Below are 19,432 nucleotides of genomic sequence, written 5' to 3'. Positions count from 1 at the left end.
CTGGGCCGGGCGGTGCCGCTAGCGGATCGCATTCTCTGTGCCGGGCTGGGCCTGCCGCCCATGTCGTCTCCGTAAAGGCAGACCGGACCGGTCCCTTTCGGCGGGGTGTATCTCGGAGAAGAGGTCTTCGCAGGTAAATACACTGTGCCCGCTGCGAGGTAACACGCCGCGACTCGCGCCATGACTGGACAGGTCTCGGCTGTTCAGGGACGGCTTGTCAATGATGGCCATGATCACACGGCTAAGGCTCTCAGGTCTGATCGGCTTCCCGCACTGGACAATGCTGCCGAAACGCGATGGATCGCACTCCTTGCTGCAAGGCTGAACAGCGCCTTCGCGCTCGGCGTTGTGGACGCTCTTTCCATACCCAATGTTACGCAATTTGATAGCCGGATTCGTGCGCAACGTCTGCTTTCTGGCAGTCCCTAATTGCGCTTAAATGTCCGACTTGGGGCGCTAACCCGCCGCCCCACTCCCCCACGGGCCATGGAACGCGCCCTGCCCGTCGATGCGTTCGAAGCCGTGCGCGCCGAAGAAATCACGCTGCGCCTGGATCAGGTTCGAAGTGCCGCGGCCCTGCCGGTAACTGTCGAAATAGGCAAGTGCAGATGACAGGGCCGGCACCGGCGAGCCGGCTTCGGCCGCCCTTGCCACGACACGGCGAAGCGACGGATGTGCCTCCTGCATCAGCGAGACGAAAGCCGGCGCCATCAACAGGTTGGTGGCTGCGCCGCCGGCGCCGAAGGCCTCCGCCATCGTATCCAGCAATTGCGAGCGGATGATGCAGCCGGCCCGCCAGATCTTGGCGATAACCGGCATCGGCAGGTTCCAGTTGAATTCCTTCGACGCGCCGCTCATCACCGCGAAGCCTTGCGCGTAGGCGGCTATCTTGCCGGCAAACAGCGCCAGCTCGAGATCGCCGAGCAGGGCGTCCCTGTCTCCGGAAATCTTGCTCACGCCGCCGCCATAGACCTTTTCGGCGGCAAGCCGCTCGTCCTTGATCGACGACAGCACGCGTGCCGCCACGGCCGCCTCGATCGCGGTGGCCGGGATGCCTAGCTGCTGCGCCTCGATCACCGACCATTTGCCGGTGCCTTTCTGGCCGGCGCGGTCGAGGATGATGTCGACCACCGGTTTGCCGGTCTTGGGGTCGTCGGCAGCCAGCACCTTGGCGGTGATCTCGATCAGGTACGAATTGAGCCGGCCCGTGTTCCACTGCGAAAACACCTCGGCGATTTCTTTCGGCCCCATGCCGAGCCCGTCGCGCAATATGCCGTAGATCTCGGCGATCATCTGCATGTCGGCATATTCGATGCCGTTGTGGATTGTCTTGACGAAATGGCCGGCGCCGTCGGTGCCAAGCCACGCCGCGCAAGGCTCGCCCTTGAACTTGGCCGAGATCGCGGTCAGCACCTTTTCGACGCGCTTCCAGGACTCTTCGGTGCCGCCGACCATGATCGAGGGGCCGTGGCGTGCGCCCTCCTCGCCGCCGGACACGCCCATGCCGATGAAGGTCAGGCCCGAATCGGTAAGCTCCGAGAAGCGCCGCATCGTATCGCGGAAATTGGCGTTGCCGGCGTCGATGACGATGTCGTTGGCCGACAGCACGCCGCGCAATGCCGCGATCTGCTCGTCGACCGGCTTGCCGGCCAGCACCATGATGATGATCGGCCGCGGCGGCCGGATCGCGGCGGCCAGTTCCTCGAGGCTATAGCAAGGCACCACCCTGTCCCTGAGCGCGCCGGCACTTTCGACAAAGGCATCGGTGCGCGCCGCCGTGCGGTTGAAGACGGCGATGCGGTGCCCCTTCTCGGCGATATTGAGCGCCAGGTTGGAGCCCATCGTGCCAAGGCCGATCAGGCCTATTTCGGCTTTTTCCATCGTTTCTTCCCTGCTTTCGGATCTTGTTGCTTTGAGCCGCGATTGATGACGATGATTGACGGGCCTTCAATGCCGCGTCAACCGCCTCGCCGAATTGTGTTGCGCAGACCAGCGCTGTCTTCATGGCCGGATATCGATCGGCGCCTCTATTTTCACCATCTCGAAATCCGAGACCAGGATATCGAGCCGCGCCGTCCATCGGCCGGCGACCGGAATGACGAGGTCGTCGACCCGCCAGGTGCCGTCGCCAAGCTTCGTCGCCGGGCGCTTGATGGATTCGATGCCGGAATCGGGCTTTGACAGCACCAGCGTCACCTGCTTGGCGTCGAGCGGGCCGAAATCGCCGGTCATGATGACGATCGAAGCGGCAACGGGCCCGGTATGGCCGGGCACAACGCTGAGATCGGCCATCGCTTGCAGCGTGTGGATATGCACCGATGCCGGCTGTGCGGCGGCGATCGCCAGCGCGCGCGGCGGCGGCGTGAAGCGCCAGCCGGCGGCAACGCCGAAGATCGCCAGCACGATCAGCACCTCGATGGCGATCGAGCGGGCCAGCCGCCGCTGGACTTCCGTCTTTCCCGCCTCGGCCGGGACCGTGAGCTTGAAGCGGTTGACCGCGGCGAGCGTGAACAGAAAGACGAGCAGCACCAGCTTGAGCAGCAGCAGTCGGCCGTAAGCGGTATGGACCAGCGCCGACGGCGTTTGCACCTGGATGACGGCGAGCACGATGCCGGCTGCCGCAAGCACGGCCACGACGAACAGGATCGCTCGCGAAAACCGGCGCAGCAACGGCCCGGCTTCGGCCGGCTGCCGTTTCAAGGCTAGACCGAGCGGCATCAGCGCGCCGGCCCAGACAGCAATGCCGACGCCGTGCAGAAACACCATCGGCCTTGTCAGCCATTGCGGCTCGGCGGCACTGGCATGCCCGCTGGCGGCAAGTGCAGCGCCGACGCCGACCAGTCCGACCAAGGCGAGCGGCCTGGCGTCGGCGGGCGGCACGACCAGCGACAACAGGCCAAGGCCGAGCGCCATCAGCGCGATCAGCACCGTCCAGCCAAAGCTGGTGCCGAGCGCGGTCTGCCAGATGACCGGCTGCGCCAGCCGGGCGAGCGGCGCACCGAGTGCATCCAGCCCCTGGAAACCGAGCGACAAGAGTGCGGCGGCCAGCCCGCACAGGATCGCAGCGACGATCAGGCGCTGGCCGGATCGGCCGCCTTGCGCCAGCCAGGCCAGCGCAAAGGCACCGCCGACGCCGAAAAACAGGCCGATATAGAGGAATATCTTGCTGATCCAGATCGCCGTTCGAAGCCCCCGGTCGACGGCTTCGGCAACGGTCGGCGCAGCACTCGGCGCACCGACCGAGAACAGCACCGAGCCGCCGACCGGATGCCCGTCGGCGGAGATTACCCGCCAGCTCAGCACATGCGTGCCGGATGTCAGCGCCTGCGGATTGTCGATCTCGACGGTCTGGCCGCTGAGCCGGAAGGGGGTCAGCGGGATCGACGTGCCGTCGGGCCGCACCAGCGTCAGCACCAGCGGCGAAACCGGCTCGCTGAAGGTCAGCGACATCTGCGACGGGCTCTGCGCCAGCACCGCACCGTCAGCCGGCTCGGCCTTGATCAGCGCCGCATGGGCGAAGGCCGGATCAGGCGCGGCAATTGCGGCGAGCAGCACGATGGCGGCCAGCAGCCCAGCCACAAGCCGGCCAGAATAGTTGCCGGCCATGCAAGCTTGCCGCAGGAAGGATGCCGCGCTCATCTCACCGCCAAGAGCAGCGGCGCGCTCATCCGCCAAAGCGCGCCGCTGGAGCTCACTTCTGCGGCAGCAGCTTGAGGCCGGGCGCCGGAAATTCCAGCGCGTCCTCAGCCTGCCCGGCCGCCGGAATCTCGATCCAGCGATCGGCAACGCCGTCACATTCCTGCACCACCGGGAAATGCAGCGTCTGGCCTGCCGGCAGGTCGGACGCCAGCGTCGCGCGAAAGACGAATTCGTCGTAGAACTCGTCCGGCAGGCTGCCGGCGCTCCAGTCGATCTCCTTGACGCCGCTGGTCACTGCCTGGCCGTAAAGCTGGTAGGACTTCTCGTATTTGCCGTTCTTGACCTGCAGCGTCCAAGCCGGCTTCGGCATCGGTTTGACCGAGAGCACCCCTTCCGGGATCTGCACGCGCAGCGCGGTCGTCGGCTTGCCCTCGCAGCCATGCGGCACCCGAAGAACCGCCTTGTAGGTCGAGCCCACCACCGCCTCCGGCGTTTCGAGCGTGATGTGGGCAAAGGCCGCGCTGGTCCCGAGGACAAGAAGCACGCAGCCGGGCAAAAGAGATTTCTTCATGATGCTACCTCTCGAAGCGGCCAAGTCAGTCGTCGTCCTGGGGCGCCGCGCTGCCGATGCCTTGCACGGCGAATTCAATCTGAACGGGCCCGGCTTTTTCGAAGGTCAGCGTGGCGGAGAACATTTCGCCCTCCTTGGGCTGCCGCTTCAGATCCATGAACATCAGGTGATAGCCGTTGGGCGCCAGCGCGACCTTGCCGCCAGCCGGGATTTCGAGGCCGCCGGTGACCGGCCGCATGGTCATGACGCCATTGCTGACGCCCATCTGGTGCAGTTCGGCCTTGGCCGAAATGTCGGAGGTGATCGACAGCAGGCGATCCGGCGCACTGCCGGTGTTGGTGATGGTGAAGTAGCCGCCGGCTACCTTGGCACCGGCTGGCGTGGCACGCGACCAGGGGTGCCCGATCTCGAGATCGCCAAGCTTGAACTCATGTGCCAACACCATCTGGGCGCTGGCGAACAGGAGGGCAAGAACGCAAAGGGTGACGCCGAGACGCTGCTCGAAAATACCCAGTGAGGAGCGCCTGCGGCTGGATGCGGCAGCGCGAAAAGAGTGAGACATGATTGCTCCGTGGACTTTAGGGGATCGCGCCGACGGCCGGTCGCGAACGATGTCGATAAACGCGCCGGCAAAGCGTTGCGCAGCGCGAACCAGAACGGATCAGGCCGTCGCCGGTGGTGCGCGCGGATTGGACGGAGTGCGGGCGCGGGCGAAATCGCGATGCCGGAAGGCTGGCAGGAAAAAGGCGATGGTTTCGACGGAGGGGCTGCGAGACAGGCTCCCGGCGGCATCGGGCGGCACGTAGACCGCCGAAACCAGATTGCAGCCAAGCATGCAGCAAGCCGGCATGTGCTGCTGATGCGGATCGCCGGCGGGGAGTTGCGCCGCACCGTCATGGGTGCAGATCGTGTTGCCGAAAGCATCGAATTGCGAGGCGTTCGGCTCGACGCCGGAAGCAAACGCGCCGAACATCGACTGGAGCACGAAAAGCCACGCCGCGGCGAACGCGACCGGCATGCTCCATCGTCTCCGGCGTATGGTCAAGAACCAGCCTCTTCACGCAGCAACGTCAGCTCTCTAGCACGGAGCCGGCGGCCGGAAAATCGCCAAAACGTTGCTGCGGCAACGCAACACAATCACGCGCGTAGCGGCTGCCTGCCCTCGGGAATCGACATCAGCAGCGTGTGGCGGGCCGATTTCAGGTGCTTGCGGCAGGCGGCGTCGACCTTGGCGAGATCGCGCGATTTGAGCGCGGCGATATAGGCGAGATGCTCCTGGACCGCGACTTCGTTGCGCTCGCGCTCCTGCGCCTTGTTCCACTGGTAATGATAGTGGAAGATCATGGCGATGACATCGTAGAAATCGACGATGAAGCGGTTGTGCGACGCCCGGTGGATCAGCCGGTGAAAGCGCTCGTCAAGCTCGGAGAATTCGTTGAAACGCACGGCGATCTCGCGCGCCAGCCGGTGATGCTCGTCTTCCAGGCGGTCGAGGTCGGCCCACACCGGGCTGTCCTCGGGCAGAGCGGCAAAGGCTGCGGCCGAGCGCAGTTCGAACATCTCACGGATTTCGGTCAGCTCCAGCGCGAAGGCGCGGGTGAAGCCTTTCAACACCCAATGGCTGTTGCGGCGCTTCTCGATCAGCCCAAAGCGCGAGAAGCGGATCAGGAATTCGCGCACGCTGGTGGTGCCGACGCCGATCTCGCGCGCCAGTTCGAGCTCGTTGATCTGCATTCCGGCCTCGGCACCGCTGGCAAGCAGCCGCCGCATGAAGGAGCGCTCAATGATCTCGGCCAGCGTGTCGGTTTCTTCCTCGGGGAAGAAATCGTCCGGCCGCGGTTCGCGCAGAACCGTCTTGCTGCGCTTGTTCCAGTCGATCAGCCCGGTCTCTTCCATGCGCGCAAGGATGGTGCGGACCGTCGTGCGGCTGACGCCGAGCAGCGTGCCCAGCTCCGGCTCCGAAGGCAGGCTCCTGGTTTCGTCGAGCAGCCTCAGACCGCGATTATAGGCATCCTTGTAAACGTTGTTGCTCTTCGACATCCCCTGCCCCGTGGCGCGCCGCCGTTTGCGTCCGATGTGAAGCGTTTCTCGCGCATGAAACCGGTACCGCTTCGGAAAACATCATGCGCAACGCTAGTTTTGGTTGTAGAGCCTACTTCACGCATCCAAAAGAAGCGTCGCGCTCTGGCGAAAAAACAATTGACGCATAAATGTTTTTTCACGATAAAAGACATTATATGTTAAGAGCCGCGTGTCAATCCGCTCGCGCACCCAGGAACACACCCAGGAAGCTCCCGTGAACGCCGCAAACAGCATTCTTCTGTCTCCCGCCGACAATGTCGCGGTCGCCAATGGCCGCATCGAGATCGGCACCGTGCTGCCGGGCGGCGCCGTCGCCGCCGCGCTGATCGAGCCGGGCCACAAAGTGGCGATCAAGCCGATTGCGGCCGGCGATGCCGTGGTCAAATACGCCCAGGCGATCGGCCGCGCCACGCAGGACATCGCGCCCGGCGAGCATGTCCATTCGCACAATCTGGTCTTCGAAAGCGGGCGTTTGCCGGTGGTGCCGCCGAGCGAGGCAGTGCATGCGACCGAGGCCGACCGCGCCCGCACCTTCATGGGCTACCGCCGCGCCGACGGTCGCGCCGGCACGCGCAACTTCATCGGCATTCTCGCCAGCGTCAATTGCTCGGCCACCGTCTGCCACGCCATTGCTGACGCGGCGAACCGCACGCTTCTGCCGCAATATCCCGGCATCGACGGCTTCGTCCCGATCGTCCACGGCCAGGGCTGCGGCATGAGCGCCACCGGCGACGGCATGATGGTGCTGCACCGCACGCTGGCCGGCTACGCCCGTCATCCGAATTTCGGCGGCGTGCTGATGGTCGGGCTAGGCTGCGAGGTCAACCAGCTCACCCTCTATGGCCAGAAGGGCGTCGCCGCGGGAAAGCGCCATTTCAACATCCAGGAAGCCGGCGGTTCGCGCAAATCGGTCGAGAAGGCGCTGGTCGTGCTGGCCGAGATCGCCGAAGAGGTCGGCAAGCTTCAGCGTGAGCCGATCCCGGTCGGCGAGATCGTCGTCGGCCTGCAGTGCGGCGGCTCCGATGGCATGTCCGGCATCACCGCCAATCCGGCGCTGGGTGCCGCGGTCGACATCCTGGCCGGCGTCGGCGGCATCGGCATCCTTTCCGAAACGACGGAGATCTACGGCGCCGAGCACCTGCTTGCCTACCGCGCCGCAACCCCCGAGATCGCCGCCAAGCTCGACGGCTACGTGAAATGGTGGGAAGACCACGTCGCCAAGCATGGCGCATCCATCGACAACAATCCCTCACCGGGCAACAAGCGCGGCGGCCTGACCACCATCCTGGAAAAGTCGCTCGGCGCGGTCGCCAAGGGCGGCCAGACGCCGCTCAACGGCGTCTTCGGCTATGCCGAAAAGGTCACCGGGCAAGGACTGGTGTTCATGGACACACCCGGCTATGACCCGGTCTCGGCCACCGGCCAGGTGGCGGGCGGCGCCAATGTCATCGTCTTCACCACCGGCCGCGGCTCCTGCTTCGGCTGCCGGCCGACGCCGTCGATCAAGGTCGCCAGCAACTCGACCATGTATCACACCATGGAAGAGGACATGGACGTGAATTGCGGCGTCATCGCCTCGGGCGAAAAGACCATCGCCGGCATGGGCCGCGAGATCTTCGAACTGATCGTCGAGACGGCTTCGGGCCGCAAGACCAAGAGTGAGGAATTCGGCTACGGCGACAACGAGTTCGTACCGTGGCACCTCGGAGCGACGCTCTAAGCCGGACCATGCGCAACAGTCGCGAACACCTGACGTGATTGCCAGGTGTCACAGTTCCAACGCTCCCAAAAAAGAATGAACATTCCATATTGACTGATAGATGGAATTAATATTCCATGCAGCATATTGGAGGAGATTGGCAGCGGAGTTCCGACAGAAAAAATTCTTCCGTCCAGCCATTCGAAGCGGCCATCAAACAGCGCTTGCGCCGACGGAGATGATGCACTATCAAAATGCGGTAAATGTTTTTTATTGATAAAGTTCCGTTTGGGCCGCGCCATCCGAGTGGAGCTTCCGTAACATTCACCGGGCGACTTAGGGAGGACTCCTAATGAAATTCGTGACCAGCATTCTCAACCGCCGCGCCTTCGTGGCACTTGCAGCCGCCTCGATGCTTGCCGGCGTGATGCATTCGGCCCCGGCATCCGCGGCCGATGTGACCATTCCGATCATCGTCAAGGACACCACGTCCTTCTACTGGCAGATCGTTCTGGCCGGCGCCCGCAAGGCCGGCAAGGACCTCGGCGTCAACGTGCCGGAGCTCGGCGCCCAGGCAGAGACCGACGTCAACGGCCAGATCTCGATCCTCGAAAATGCCGTCGCCGGCAGCCCGGCGGCCGTCGTCATTGCGCCGACCGAAGCCAAGGCGCTCGGCAAGCCGATCGACGAGGCCGCCACCAAAGTCAAGATCATCGGTATCGACTCCGGTGCCGACTCCAAGGCCTTCACCTCGTTCCTGACCACCGACAACATCCAGGGCGGCCGCGTCGCCGCTGACGGCCTTGCCGCAGCCATCGGCGAAGCCAATGGCGGCAAGGTCGAGGGCGACGTCGCCCTGATCACCGCGCTTCCGGGCGCCGGCTCGCTCGAACAGCGCGCCCAGGGTTTTAAGGAACAGCTCGCCGCCAAATATCCCGGCCTCAAGCTGGTCGCCGACAAATACGCCGACGGCCAGGCCACCACCGGCCTCAACATCGCCACCGACCTGATTACCGCCAACCCCAACCTCAAGGGCATCTTCGCCTCCAACCTGATCATGGCGCAGGGCGTCGGTCAGGCGATCGCCGAGAACAGCCTCGCAGGCAAGGTCGGGCTGGTCGGCTTCGACAGCGACGAGAAGCTGATCAAATTCCTCAACGACGGCGTCATTTCGGCTCTCGTCGTCCAGGATCCGTACCGGATGGGCTATGACGGCATCAAGACGGCGCTCGCCGCCTCGAAAGGCGAGAAGGTCGAGGCCAATGTCGACACCGGCGCCAATTTGGTCACCAAGGCCAACATGAAGGACCCGAAGATCGACGCGCTGCTCAACCCCAAGCTCGACTGAGCATAGCCGCAAGTGAACTGTTTCCGGGGCCTTTCGCCCCGGAAACATCCCGCTCGTGCCAATCGCGAGGCCAATCTTTAGGGGCCAATCTGGGAGGATTGTCATGATGTCGACGGCGCAGGAACTCCATCCGGCCCCAACGCTGGAACCGGGCAGGACCATCCTCGAGCTGCAAGGGCTGGAAAAGCGCTATCCCGGCACTCACGCGCTGAAGCCGGTCGATCTCGCCTTCAAGGCCGGCGAGATCCACGCCATCGTCGGCGAGAACGGCGCCGGCAAATCCACCCTGATCAAGCTTCTGACCGGCGTGATGCCGCGCACCTCCGGCGACGTCATCTGGGAGGGCAAGCCTGCCGCATTGGCGACACCGCATGAAGCGATGGCGCTCGGCATCAATGCCGTGCATCAGGAAGTCGTCCTGTGCCGCCATCTCACCGTCGCCGCCAACATGTTCCTCGGCGAGGAGGATGCACGTTTCGGCATCCTGCAGCAGCGGGCGATGGTCAGGCAGGCGCAGAAGATCATCGACGATCTCGGCTTCGACCTGCCGGCGCATGTCATGCTGGGTGACCTGACCATCGGCCAGCAGCAGCTGATCGCCGCCGCCCGCGCCACCGTTCGCGGCACCAAATTCCTGATCTTCGACGAGCCGACCGCCTATCTTACCCGCAAGGAGGCCGACCAGCTGTTCACGCTGATCCGCCGGCTGAAGGGCGAAGGCGTCACCATCATCTACATCAGCCATCGCATGGAGGAAGTGTTTGAGCTCGCCGACCGCGTCTCGGTGCTGCGCGACGGCACGCTGGTCGGCACCAGGAACATCGCCGAGACCAATGACGCCGAGCTGGTCAAGATGATGATCAACCGCTCGATCGAGCAGGTCTACCACAAGGAGCATTTCACCCCGGGCGCGATGCTTGTAGAAACCAGGAACCTGTCCGGCAAGGGTTTCGAAAATGTCTCGATGTCCGTCCGCGCCGGCGAGATCGTCGGCCTCTACGGCCTGATCGGCGCCGGCCGCAGCGAGTTCGTCACCACGCTCTATGGCCGGCACCGCAAATCGGCCGGCCAGATCCTGTGGGAGGGCAAGGAGGTCAAGGTCAATTCCGAACATGATGCGATCAGGCTCGGCATGGCGCTGGCCCCGGAAAGCCGCCGCGACCAGGGCCTCTGCCTCAACCTGCCGGTCGGGCTCAACCTCAATCTGCCGATCTACAAGCGCATCTCGAGCAACCTGCTGATCTCCCGCGCGCAGGAAAAGGCGCAAGCCGATCGCCAGATCGCCGACCTGCGCATCAAGACGCCGACGCGCGGCGCGCTGGCCTCCAGCCTGTCCGGCGGCAACCAGCAGAAGATCGTCATCGGCAAATGGCTCGCCCATGGCGCCAAGCTGTTCATCTTCGACGAGCCGACTGTCGGCGTCGATGTCGGCACCAAGGCCGAGATCTACCGCCTGTTCGGCGCGCTGTTATCCAAGGGAGCCGGCATCATCCTGATCTCGTCCTACCTGCCGGAGGTCTATGAGCTCGCCGACACGCTGCACGTGTTCCGGCGCGGCAAGCTGGTGGCCACGCATGGGTTTCGTACCGCTGACCACGAGGAGATCCTCACCCAGGCGCTGGCCGAGAAACAAGAAAAACCGGGAGGACGGATATGAGCACCGAGGCGATCGCTGTCGAAAGGCCGAAACGCAACTACAACGCCCTGTTCGGGCTGACACTGCTGGCGCTGCTGGTTCTTTTGTGGGTCATCCTGTCGGTGGCGACGCCGAGCTTCGCCTCCGCCAACAACATCTCCAACCTGTTGCGGCAAGGGTCGATGATCGCCATCCTGGCGGTCGGCCAGACCTTCGTCATCATCACCGGCGGCATCGACCTTTCCGTCGGCGCCGTGGTTGGCTTCGCCACCGTCATCGTCGCGATGCTGATCAACGCCGGCACACCGGTTTTCCTCGCCATCCTGATCACCTTGCTGGTCGGCGTCGCCATCGGCATGTTCCATGGCTTCGGCATCGTCAAGATGGGCCTGCCACCCTTCATCATCACCCTGGCGACGCTGACCTCGCTGCGCGGCATCGGTCTGTTGATGACCAACGGCAACTCGATCTCGATCAACAACGACGCCTTCCAGACGTTCTCGCGCAGTTCCTTCGTCGGCGTCCCCAATCTGTTCTGGATGGTGATCCTGGTCGGCATCCCGGCCTACATCTTCCTGCACCACAGCCGCTGGGGCCGCTATCTGTTCTCTGTCGGCTCCAACGCCGAGGCGTCGCGTCTGTCGGGCGTCAACGTCCAGCGCACCATCTACATGGCCTACACGCTGTCGGGGCTGTGTGCGGCCTTCGTCGGCGTGCTGCTCGCGTCGCGCATCGGCATCGGCAATCCGACGCAGGCCGAGGGCTGGGAATTGCAGGCGATCGCCTCCTCGGTGATCGGCGGCACCTCGCTGTTCGGCGCTGTCGGCTCGGTGCACGGGCCGCTGCTCGGCGCCTTCATCCTTGCCACCATCAACAACGGCGCCAATCTGCTCAACGTCAACGCCTTCTGGCAGCGCATCATCACCGGCGTGCTGATCATCGTCATCGTCTATTTCGACGGGCTGCGCCGTCGCGGCAAATAGACCGCCTCCCAACAACCGCCGGCCTCGCGACAGCAGAGCCGGCGGTGCCATGAACCGACTGGATTGAAGCATGAAAGCCGTCGTCTGCCGCTCGCCCGGCGAACTTGTCCTCGAAGACCGCCCGGCGCCTGGCGCGCCCCCCGCCGGCTGGGCGCTGGTCGCCGTCAGCCATGTCGGCATCTGCGGCACCGACTATCACATCTTCGAAGGCAAGCACCCGTTCCTCGCCTATCCCCGCGTCATGGGCCACGAGGTTTCCGGCACCGTGATCGAGGTTGGCGAGGACGTCGATCTCGCCGTCGGCGAAGCGGTGATCGTCAATCCCTATCTCGCCTGCGGCAAATGCATCGCCTGCCGGCAAGGCAAGCCGAATTGCTGCGTCAGGATCGAGGTGCTCGGCGTCCACCGCGACGGCGCCATGTGCGAGCAGATCCTGGTGCCGGCGCAAAATCTTTATCCGGCAAACGGCCTGTCGCTGGCCGATGCCGCCGCCGTCGAATTCCTGGCGATCGGCGCCCATGCCGTGCGGCGCTCGCTGGCTGATCCAGGTGCGCGCACGCTGGTCATCGGCGCCGGCCCGATCGGGCTCGGCACGGCGCTGTTCGCCCGCATCGCCGGGCTCGACGTGACGCTGCTCGACATGAGTGCGGAGAGGCTGGGTTTCGCCGAAAGCGAACTCGGCTTCGCGACCCTCGACGGCTCGCGGGGCGCTGCTGCCGACCTGGTGCGGGAAGCAACCGGCGGCGACGGCTTCGACGTGGTTTTCGATGCCACCGGCAACACCCGGTCGGTGCAGTCGGCCTTCGCCCATGTCGCGCATGGCGGCGCGCTGGTCCTGGTCAGCGTCGTCAAGGACGACATCGCCTTTTCCGATCCCGAATTCCACAAGCGCGAGATGATGCTGATCGGCAGCCGCAACGCCCTGCGCGCCGATTTCGACCATGTCGCTGCCTCGATCCGCAACGGCGCGGTGCCCCTGGCAAAGCTTGTGACGCACCGCACCACGCTTGGCGAGACGCCGCGTGACCTCGCCCGCTGGGCGCATGAGAAGTCCGGCCTGATCAAGGCTGTCATTCAGGTCGGATGATGCCAGGGCTGGCGCATCTTAGAGCGCCGACAGTTTGAGCTCGATCCGCTCGGCCGGGAAACGCGACTCCGAAAACTGGATAGGCTGACCGTCGGGCGTCACGTTGACGGCGACCGTCACCAGCACGATGGCGCCGGGCTGCAGCTCGAGGTCCGCAAGGTCGGCGGCATCCGCATGGCGCGCCGACAGCACGGTCGATTGCCGGAGATAGTCGTCGATGCCGAAACGTGCCAGCGATGCGGTGATCGAACCGGTTTCCGCCATGGCGGCATCGATGCCGGCAAAGCGCCTGGCCTCGAACCAGCCGGCAGCGCGGGACACCGGCACTCCATCGGCTTCGCCGCGCGTTTCCAGGCGTATCACATCGGCCCCCTTCGCAAGGCCTAAGCCCTCTGCGACACGACGGTTGGCCGGCTCTACCGATGACGCGAGCAAGGTGATATGCCGCTCTGACGCCTGTCCTTGCAATCCCTCGGAAAAGCGGGTGCGGGCGCCGATCGGATAGGACAGCCGCCTGCGCGACAGCACGAAGGTGCCGCGCCCCTGCTCTGCCCTGAGCACACCCTCCTGCACCAGCGCTGCGATGGCGCTGCGCACCGTGTGGCGGTTGACGCCATAGCGTCCGGCAAGTGCCACCTCCGGCGGCAGCGCGGCATTCTCGGGAAAATCGCCGACGGCGATCGAATACAGGATCTGGTCGGCGATCTGCCGCCACAGCGCGACACCGCTGCGCCGCTCGATGCTGCTGGGCTGCCCGATCATTTCCGCCCCCGATCTTTTTGCCCCAGACATTTTCCTCGTGTCATGCACTCGTCATGGACACGCATTAGAAAATAGATATAATTTGTATAATTGTCTATATCAATAGACAAATGAACGCAGACGAGGAGCACCGGCCATGCGAGGACGGGAAGCGCGAGAGCAGGCCGAGCGCAAGGCCGTGATGGCGACGCTGGCCCAATCGGCCGGCGACGACATCGTCCGTCTGTGGGACGAAGCCGGCCTGCCTTCTGAGGCGGAACTTCTGCGTGGCCCCGAAACCGGCCTGGTTACGGTGCGTGGCCGCATTGGCGGCGGCGGCGCGCCCTTCAATGTCGGCGAGGCGACGGTCACCCGTGCCACGGTGCGGCTTGCGTCCGGCCATGTCGGCCACTGCTACGCGCTCGGCCGCGACAAGCAGAAGGCAAGGCTGGCGGCAATCGCCGACGCGCTCTGGCAGGATCCAGCCCACCGCAACGAGGTCGAGACCAGGATCGTCGCGCCCTTGCAAGCGGCACTGGCCAAGGCGCGTGAACAGCGCCGCGCCGAGACGGCGGCGACCAAGGTCGATTTCTTCACCATGGTGCGCGGAGAAGACTGATGGATATCGCCACTGAATCCATTGAAGGCGGCTTCGCCGATCCAGTATTCAATGCCCAGACCGTATTCCGCGCCGTCATGGATGCGATGGCGCGGCCGGGCAGCGTGCAGCCGCTGCCGGCCCTCGCCCAGCCGCCGGCGCCGCTATCGGCCACCGCCGGTGCCATTGCGCTGGCGCTGTGCGACAACGACACGCCGCTCTGGCTCGACCCGGCTTTGCAAGGGTCAGCGGCGGTGAAATCCTGGCTCGGCTTCCATACCGGCGCGCCGCTGGCCAACACCCCGGCCGACGCGCATTTCGCGCTGATCGCCACGCCGGCCGAGATGATGGCGCTCGACGGATTTTCGCAAGGCACCCAGGATTATCCCGATCGCTCCACGACGCTGATCCTCGAGGTCGGCGATCTCGTCTCCGGCGCTCCGCTGCTGCTCGAAGGCGCGGGCATCGAGAAGACGGCGACGATCGCGCCGGCGCAAATGCCGCGCCATTTCGTCGAGCAATGGAAGCAGAACAACCAGCGCTTTCCGCGTGGCGTCGACATCATCCTCGCCACATCCGACGCAATTGCCTGCCTGCCGCGCACGACGCGCATCAAGACGATGGAGGCGTAGCATGTACGTCGCGGTAAAGGGTGGCGAAGCGGCCATTCGCAATGCTCACAAACTGCTCGCCGACCGCCGGCGCGGCGACCGATCGGTGCCGGCACTTCGCCTCGACCAGATCGTCGAGCAGTTGGCGCTCGGCGTCGACCGGGTGATGAGCGAAGGTTCGCTTTATGATCGCGAACTGGCGGCACTGGCCATCGTTCAGGCGCGCGGCGACATGATCGAGGCGATCTTCCTGGTTCGCGCCTATCGCACCACGCTGCCGCGCTTCGGCTACACCAGGGCGATCGACACCGGCGCGATGCTGGTGGAGCGGCGCGTTTCGGCGACCTACAAGGACCTGCCCGGCGGCCAGCTGCTCGGCCCGACCTTCGACTATACCCACCGGCTGCTTGACCCCGAGCTTGCCGCGGGCGGCGATGTCGCCGAGCCGCAGCAGCGCGCCGGCGAGGCGGAAGCCATGCCGCGTGTCTCCGCGATCCTCGCCCGCGAAGGCCTGATCGAGCCTGATGGCGACATGCCGCAAGACCATGTGCCGGGCGACATCACCCGCGAGCCGCTGGAATTCCCGATGGCACGCGACATCCGCCTGCAGGCGCTGTCGCGCGGCGACGAGGGGTTTCTGCTGGCGCTCGGCTATTCCACCCAGCGCGGCTACGCGCGCAACCATCCCTTCGTCGGCGAGGTTCGCATCGGCGAGGTCGAACTGGAGCTCGACGTGCCGGAGCTGCCCTTTGCCGTGCCGCTCGGCAGCATCCGCGTCACCGAATGCCAGATGGTCAACCAGTTCAAGGGCTCGGCCAAGGCGCCGCCGCAATTCACCCGCGGCTACGGCCTCGTCTTCGGCCAGAGCGAGCGCAAGGCGATGGCCATGGCGCTATGCGACCGCGCGCTGCGCGCCTCGGAGCTGGGTGAGGATGTCATCGCCGCCGCGCAGGACGAGGAATTCGTCATCTCGCATTCCGACAATGTCCAGGCGACCGGCTTCGTCGAGCATCTCAAGCTGCCGCACTATGTCGACTTCCAGGCCGAGCTCGACCTCGTGCGCCGCATGCGCGCCGAGCACGACGCCCGCGAAAATGCCGGCAAGGGCGAAGAAAAGAGGGAGGCAGCGGAATGAGTGCGCAACCAGCGGACATCGCCACCTACAACTTCGCCTATCTCGACGAGCAGACCAAGCGGATGATCCGCCGCGCCATCCTCAAGGGCATTGCCATCCCCGGCTATCAGGTGCCGTTCGCGTCGCGCGAAATGCCGATGCCCTATGGCTGGGGCACCGGCGGCGTGCAGGTCACCGCTTCGATCATCGGCCCGGACGATGTACTCAAGGTCATCGACCAGGGCGCCGACGACACCACCAATGCGGTTTCGATCCGCGCCTTCTTCAAGAAGGTCGCCAATGTCGCTGTCACCACCGAGACGGCGAAGGCGACCATCATCCAGACGCGCCACCGCATCCCTGAATATCCGCTCAGTGCCGGCCAGGTGCTGGTCTACCAGGTGCCGATCCCCGAACCGCTGCGCTTCCTCGAGCCGCGCGAGACGGAGACGCGCAAGATGCATGCGCTGGAGGAGTATGGCCTGATGCATGTAAAACTCTACGAGGACATCGCCAGGCACGGCCGCATCGCCACGACCTATGCCTATCCGGTCAAGGTCGAGGGCCGCTATGTGATGGATCCCTCGCCGACGCCGAAATTCGACAATCCGAAGATGCACCGTTCGCCGGCTTTGCAATTGTTCGGCGCCGGCCGCGAAAAGCGCATCTATGCGCTGCCGCCCTTCACCGATGTCGTCAGCCTCGACTTCGAGGACCATCCGTTCGAGGTGCAGACCTTCGACCAGCCCTGCGCACTGTGCGCGGCCGAGAACGTCTATCTCGACGAGGTCATCCTCGACGACCATGGCGGCCACATGTTCGTCTGCTCCGACACGGATCATTGCGAGAAGCGGCGGGCCGAAGGCCATCGCGGCCACCTTGCGCCCGAAACCCATCTTGCCCCAGAAAAAACGGAGCCGGCGCAATGACCGACGAACCGCTGCTGCGCGTTTCGGCGCTGTCCAAATTCTACGGCTCGCGCGTCGGCTGCGAGAACGTCACCTTTGACCTCTGGCCGGGCGAAGTGCTGGCTGTCGTCGGCGAATCCGGTTCCGGCAAGACGACTTTGCTCAACTGCCTGTCGACAAGGCTGCTGCCCAGCTCCGGCACCGCCAGCTACCGCATGCGCGACGGGCAGTTCCGCGAGCTCTACCGCATGAGCGAGGCCGAACGCCGCTTCCTGATGCGCACCGACTGGGGCTTTGTCCATCAGAACCCCGCCGACGGGCTGCGCATGACGGTGTCGGCCGGCGCCAATGTCGGCGAGCGGCTGATGGCGGTCGGCGACCGCCACTATGGAAAAATCCGCGCGACGGCGGTCGACTGGCTGTCGCGCGTCGAGATCGACGAGGACCGCATCGACGACGAGCCGCGCGCCTTTTCCGGCGGCATGCGCCAGCGCCTGCAGATCGCCCGCAACCTCGTGACCGGGCCGCGGCTGGTGTTCATGGACGAGCCGACCGGCGGCCTCGACGTCTCGGTGCAGGCGCGCCTGCTCGATCTTTTGCGCGGCCTGGTCACCGACCTCGGCCTCGCTGCCATCGTCGTCACACACGACCTTGCGGTGGCACGGCTGTTGTCGCAGCGCATGATGGTGATGAAGGACGGCCGCGTCGTCGAAAGCGGCCTCACCGACCGCGTCCTCGACGATCCGCGCGCGCCCTACACCCAGCTTCTCGTTTCCTCGATACTTCAGGTGTGATGATGGCGCTTGTACACCCCCCTCTGGCCTGCCGGCCATCTCCCCCTCAAGGGGGGAGATCAGCAGTTTCGATGCCTCGCCTATTCTTCAAAACAACGAATTGGCTAAGCCATGGGCGAGTTTCGATCTCCCCCCTTGAGGGGGAGATGCCTGGCAAGGCAGAGGGGGGTGCTGGCCCGCAAACGAATGGCGATTGGAGGACCTTCTGATGGCAACCCCGCTCGTCGTCTCCGACGTCGCCAAGAGCTTCACCATGCATCTGCGCGACGGAATCAAACTGCCCGTCGTCGCCGGCGTTTCGTTTGCGATCAGGGCCGGCGAATGCTCCGTGCTCGGCGGCCCTTCCGGCGCCGGCAAGAGCTCGATCCTGAAAATGCTGTACGGCAATTATGCCGCCGACGAAGGCCAGATCATCGTCCAGCACGAGGGCGGGCTGATCGATCTCGCAACGGCCAGCCCGCGCACCGTGCTTGCGGTGCGCCGGCTCACCATCGGCTATGTCAGCCAGTTCCTGCGCACCGTGCCGCGCGTCTCGGCGCTCGATGTCGTCGCCGAACCGCTGGTCGAGCGCGGCGAGGAGCGCGAAGTAGCGCGCGGCAAGGCACGCGCCTTGCTGGCGCAGCTCAACCTGCCGGAGAAGCTCTGGGCGCTGCCGCCGGCGACGTTCTCCGGCGGCGAGCAGCAGCGCGTCAACATCGCGCGCGGCTTCATCACCGAGCATCCGATCCTGCTGCTTGACGAGCCGACCGCCTCGCTCGACGCGAAAAACCGCGACGTGGTGATAACGCTGATCGCCGCCAAGAAGGCGGCGGGCATCGCTTTGCTCGGCATCTTCCACGATCACGACGTGCGCGAGGCGGTCGCCGACCGCGTCATCGACGTGACCGCCTTTGGCACCGGGAAAATCGCTGCATGACGAGGAAATTGTCGGAGGCGCCGCTGGTCCACGAGACGGCGGAGATCGAGAGCTCGACGCTTGGCCGCTGGACCGAGATCGCCGAACGCAGCCGGGTTTCCGAAAGCACGCTCGGCGACTATTCCTACATGATGCAGGACTGCGCCGTCTGGTGCGCGACGATCGGCAAATTCGCCAACATCGCCGCTAGCGTGCGCATCAATGCCACCAATCATCCGACCTGGCGGCCGACGCTACACCATTTCACCTATCGCGCCTCCGACTATTGGGACGACGCCGAGCACGAGAGCGAATTCTTCGCCCAGCGCCGCGCCAAACGCGTCACCATCGGCCACGACACCTGGCTCGGTCACGGCTCGACCATCCTGCCCGGCGTCACCGTCGGCGATGGCGCGGCGGTCGGTGCCGGGGCGGTCGTCTCGAAGGATGTGGCCCCCTACACCATTGTCGGCGGCGTACCGGCCAAGCCGATCCGCGAACGCTTCGACCGCCGCACTGCGGAACGCTACCAGGCGCTCGCCTGGTGGGACTGGGACCACGCAAGGCTGCACGCCGCCCTCGACGATTTTCGGGAACTGTCGGCGGAGGCGTTTTTGGAGAAATATGGCGGCTAGAGTCTTTCACGTTTTGACGGAAGCGTATCCGGCGTTTGCGAAGTAGTTCTTGCATTCGCCGGGTTCGATCGTCGCAACGAGGTGGCCGATG

General features: G+C 64.9%; 20 protein-coding genes. 12 read left to right on the top strand and 8 right to left on the bottom strand.

What is annotated here, in order from left to right; genetic code table 11:
* Positions 1 to 456 precede the first annotated feature (456 nt).
* The 6 genes from gnd to NKJ40_RS30475 all read right to left on the bottom strand — a co-directional run bounded on the left by gnd (position 457) and on the right by NKJ40_RS30475 (position 6,250).
* The gene (gnd, locus tag NKJ40_RS30500; protein ID WP_352469209.1) at positions 457 to 1,881 is read right to left on the bottom strand and encodes an NADP-dependent phosphogluconate dehydrogenase; all 1,425 of its coding nucleotides are present in this window, start codon (positions 1,879 to 1,881) and stop codon (positions 457 to 459) included.
* A gap of 120 nt (positions 1,882 to 2,001) precedes the next feature.
* The gene (locus NKJ40_RS30495) at positions 2,002 to 3,639 is read right to left on the bottom strand and encodes a copper resistance CopC/CopD family protein (RefSeq protein ID WP_352469208.1); all 1,638 of its coding nucleotides are present in this window, start codon (positions 3,637 to 3,639) and stop codon (positions 2,002 to 2,004) included.
* Between the two features lie 52 nt (positions 3,640 to 3,691).
* Entirely contained in the window at positions 3,692 to 4,210 is a 519-nt protein-coding gene (locus NKJ40_RS30490) for a YcnI family copper-binding membrane protein (RefSeq protein WP_352469207.1), read from the bottom strand.
* 25 nt (positions 4,211 to 4,235) lie between these two features.
* On the bottom strand, positions 4,236 to 4,772 hold the full coding sequence (locus NKJ40_RS30485; RefSeq protein ID WP_352469206.1) for a copper chaperone PCu(A)C: 537 nt from the start codon (positions 4,770 to 4,772) through the stop codon (positions 4,236 to 4,238).
* Between the two features lie 99 nt (positions 4,773 to 4,871).
* Positions 4,872 to 5,228: a DUF2946 family protein gene (locus NKJ40_RS30480; protein ID WP_352469205.1), complete on the bottom strand. Its 357-nt coding sequence runs from the start codon at positions 5,226 to 5,228 to the stop codon at positions 4,872 to 4,874.
* 119 nt (positions 5,229 to 5,347) lie between these two features.
* Positions 5,348 to 6,250: a GntR family transcriptional regulator gene (locus NKJ40_RS30475; RefSeq protein WP_352469204.1), complete on the bottom strand. Its 903-nt coding sequence runs from the start codon at positions 6,248 to 6,250 to the stop codon at positions 5,348 to 5,350.
* A 256-nt stretch (positions 6,251 to 6,506) separates the two neighbouring features.
* Between NKJ40_RS30475 and NKJ40_RS30470 the strand changes: the two genes are divergently transcribed.
* The gene (locus NKJ40_RS30470; RefSeq protein ID WP_352469203.1) at positions 6,507 to 8,012 is read left to right on the top strand and encodes a UxaA family hydrolase; all 1,506 of its coding nucleotides are present in this window, start codon (positions 6,507 to 6,509) and stop codon (positions 8,010 to 8,012) included.
* On the opposite strand, the gene NKJ40_RS30465 is transcribed toward NKJ40_RS30470, so the two are convergent.
* On the bottom strand, positions 8,009 to 8,293 hold the full coding sequence (locus NKJ40_RS30465; RefSeq protein ID WP_352469202.1) for a hypothetical protein: 285 nt from the start codon (positions 8,291 to 8,293) through the stop codon (positions 8,009 to 8,011). The two genes, NKJ40_RS30470 and NKJ40_RS30465, sit on opposite strands and share 4 nt — an antisense overlap.
* A 50-nt stretch (positions 8,294 to 8,343) precedes the next feature.
* Here NKJ40_RS30465 and NKJ40_RS30460 point away from each other — a divergent pair, with 50 nt between their 5' ends.
* The 4 genes from NKJ40_RS30460 (at position 8,344) to NKJ40_RS30445 (ending at position 13,045) form a co-directional block, all read left to right on the top strand.
* Positions 8,344 to 9,339 carry an ABC transporter substrate-binding protein gene (locus NKJ40_RS30460; RefSeq protein ID WP_352469201.1) on the top strand — a complete coding sequence of 332 codons (996 nt, stop codon included), beginning with the start codon at positions 8,344 to 8,346 and terminating at the stop codon, positions 9,337 to 9,339.
* 103 nt (positions 9,340 to 9,442) lie between these two features.
* Entirely contained in the window at positions 9,443 to 10,996 is a 1,554-nt protein-coding gene (locus NKJ40_RS30455; RefSeq protein ID WP_352469200.1) for a sugar ABC transporter ATP-binding protein, read from the top strand.
* Entirely contained in the window at positions 10,993 to 11,958 is a 966-nt protein-coding gene (locus NKJ40_RS30450) for an ABC transporter permease (protein ID WP_292664616.1), read from the top strand. Before NKJ40_RS30455 ends, NKJ40_RS30450 begins: the two co-directional genes overlap by 4 nt.
* Before the next feature lie 70 nt (positions 11,959 to 12,028).
* Entirely contained in the window at positions 12,029 to 13,045 is a 1,017-nt protein-coding gene (locus tag NKJ40_RS30445) for a zinc-binding alcohol dehydrogenase family protein (RefSeq protein WP_352469199.1), read from the top strand.
* A gap of 18 nt (positions 13,046 to 13,063) precedes the next feature.
* On the opposite strand, the gene phnF is transcribed toward NKJ40_RS30445, so the two are convergent.
* Entirely contained in the window at positions 13,064 to 13,807 is a 744-nt protein-coding gene (gene phnF / locus NKJ40_RS30440) for a phosphonate metabolism transcriptional regulator PhnF (protein WP_352469198.1), read from the bottom strand.
* A 136-nt stretch (positions 13,808 to 13,943) separates the two neighbouring features.
* Between phnF and phnG the strand changes: the two genes are divergently transcribed.
* The 7 genes from phnG to NKJ40_RS30405 all read left to right on the top strand — a co-directional run bounded on the left by phnG (position 13,944) and on the right by NKJ40_RS30405 (position 19,341).
* The gene (phnG, locus tag NKJ40_RS30435) at positions 13,944 to 14,405 is read left to right on the top strand and encodes a phosphonate C-P lyase system protein PhnG (RefSeq protein ID WP_352469197.1); all 462 of its coding nucleotides are present in this window, start codon (positions 13,944 to 13,946) and stop codon (positions 14,403 to 14,405) included.
* Positions 14,405 to 15,016: a phosphonate C-P lyase system protein PhnH gene (gene phnH / locus NKJ40_RS30430; protein ID WP_352469196.1), complete on the top strand. Its 612-nt coding sequence runs from the start codon at positions 14,405 to 14,407 to the stop codon at positions 15,014 to 15,016. Before phnG ends, phnH begins: the two co-directional genes overlap by 1 nt.
* A 1-nt stretch (position 15,017) precedes the next feature.
* Complete coding sequence (locus NKJ40_RS30425; protein ID WP_352469195.1) at positions 15,018 to 16,130, top strand: carbon-phosphorus lyase complex subunit; 1,113 nt, start codon at positions 15,018 to 15,020, stop codon at positions 16,128 to 16,130.
* A complete protein-coding gene (locus tag NKJ40_RS30420) occupies positions 16,127 to 17,038 on the top strand; it encodes an alpha-D-ribose 1-methylphosphonate 5-phosphate C-P-lyase PhnJ (protein WP_352469194.1) in 912 nt (303 codons plus the stop codon). The genes NKJ40_RS30425 and NKJ40_RS30420 overlap by 4 nt, the downstream gene beginning before the upstream one ends.
* Positions 17,035 to 17,811: a phosphonate C-P lyase system protein PhnK gene (phnK, locus tag NKJ40_RS30415; protein ID WP_065009749.1), complete on the top strand. Its 777-nt coding sequence runs from the start codon at positions 17,035 to 17,037 to the stop codon at positions 17,809 to 17,811. Before NKJ40_RS30420 ends, phnK begins: the two co-directional genes overlap by 4 nt.
* A gap of 208 nt (positions 17,812 to 18,019) precedes the next feature.
* Positions 18,020 to 18,727, top strand: coding sequence for a phosphonate C-P lyase system protein PhnL (gene phnL, locus NKJ40_RS30410; protein WP_352469193.1), 708 nt, complete (start codon positions 18,020 to 18,022; stop codon positions 18,725 to 18,727).
* Complete coding sequence (locus NKJ40_RS30405) at positions 18,724 to 19,341, top strand: DapH/DapD/GlmU-related protein (protein ID WP_352469192.1); 618 nt, start codon at positions 18,724 to 18,726, stop codon at positions 19,339 to 19,341. The genes phnL and NKJ40_RS30405 overlap by 4 nt, the downstream gene beginning before the upstream one ends.
* Positions 19,342 to 19,432 lie beyond the last annotated feature (91 nt).

The sequence above is a fragment of the Mesorhizobium sp. M0119 genome, assembly GCF_040322615.1.
Classification (GTDB): domain Bacteria; phylum Pseudomonadota; class Alphaproteobacteria; order Rhizobiales; family Rhizobiaceae; genus Mesorhizobium.
This window is presented reverse-complemented; position numbering and strand designations above follow the sequence as displayed.

What these genes read in the sequence shown, in the direction of transcription:
- NKJ40_RS30425 (WP_352469195.1), top strand. Translation starts at nt 15,018, where the DNA reads ATGTACGTCGCGGTAAAGGGTGGCGAAGCGGCCATTCGCAATGCTCAC.
- phnF (WP_352469198.1), bottom strand. Translation starts at nt 13,807, where the DNA reads ATGATCGGGCAGCCCAGCAGCATCGAGCGGCGCAGCGGTGTCGCGCTG.
- gnd (WP_352469209.1), bottom strand. Translation starts at nt 1,881, where the DNA reads ATGGAAAAAGCCGAAATAGGCCTGATCGGCCTTGGCACGATGGGCTCC.
- NKJ40_RS30465 (WP_352469202.1), bottom strand. Translation starts at nt 8,293, where the DNA reads ATGGCGCGGCCCAAACGGAACTTTATCAATAAAAAACATTTACCGCAT.
- NKJ40_RS30445 (WP_352469199.1), top strand. Translation starts at nt 12,029, where the DNA reads ATGAAAGCCGTCGTCTGCCGCTCGCCCGGCGAACTTGTCCTCGAAGAC.
- NKJ40_RS30475 (WP_352469204.1), bottom strand. Translation starts at nt 6,250, where the DNA reads ATGTCGAAGAGCAACAACGTTTACAAGGATGCCTATAATCGCGGTCTG.
- phnK (WP_065009749.1), top strand. Translation starts at nt 17,035, where the DNA reads ATGACCGACGAACCGCTGCTGCGCGTTTCGGCGCTGTCCAAATTCTAC.
- NKJ40_RS30450 (WP_292664616.1), top strand. Translation starts at nt 10,993, where the DNA reads ATGAGCACCGAGGCGATCGCTGTCGAAAGGCCGAAACGCAACTACAAC.
- NKJ40_RS30485 (WP_352469206.1), bottom strand. Translation starts at nt 4,772, where the DNA reads ATGTCTCACTCTTTTCGCGCTGCCGCATCCAGCCGCAGGCGCTCCTCA.
- phnH (WP_352469196.1), top strand. Translation starts at nt 14,405, where the DNA reads ATGGATATCGCCACTGAATCCATTGAAGGCGGCTTCGCCGATCCAGTA.
- NKJ40_RS30460 (WP_352469201.1), top strand. Translation starts at nt 8,344, where the DNA reads ATGAAATTCGTGACCAGCATTCTCAACCGCCGCGCCTTCGTGGCACTT.
- phnL (WP_352469193.1), top strand. Translation starts at nt 18,020, where the DNA reads ATGGCAACCCCGCTCGTCGTCTCCGACGTCGCCAAGAGCTTCACCATG.
- NKJ40_RS30480 (WP_352469205.1), bottom strand. Translation starts at nt 5,228, where the DNA reads ATGCCGGTCGCGTTCGCCGCGGCGTGGCTTTTCGTGCTCCAGTCGATG.
- NKJ40_RS30405 (WP_352469192.1), top strand. Translation starts at nt 18,724, where the DNA reads ATGACGAGGAAATTGTCGGAGGCGCCGCTGGTCCACGAGACGGCGGAG.
- NKJ40_RS30495 (WP_352469208.1), bottom strand. Translation starts at nt 3,639, where the DNA reads ATGAGCGCGGCATCCTTCCTGCGGCAAGCTTGCATGGCCGGCAACTAT.
- NKJ40_RS30420 (WP_352469194.1), top strand. Translation starts at nt 16,127, where the DNA reads ATGAGTGCGCAACCAGCGGACATCGCCACCTACAACTTCGCCTATCTC.
- NKJ40_RS30455 (WP_352469200.1), top strand. Translation starts at nt 9,443, where the DNA reads ATGATGTCGACGGCGCAGGAACTCCATCCGGCCCCAACGCTGGAACCG.
- phnG (WP_352469197.1), top strand. Translation starts at nt 13,944, where the DNA reads ATGCGAGGACGGGAAGCGCGAGAGCAGGCCGAGCGCAAGGCCGTGATG.
- NKJ40_RS30490 (WP_352469207.1), bottom strand. Translation starts at nt 4,210, where the DNA reads ATGAAGAAATCTCTTTTGCCCGGCTGCGTGCTTCTTGTCCTCGGGACC.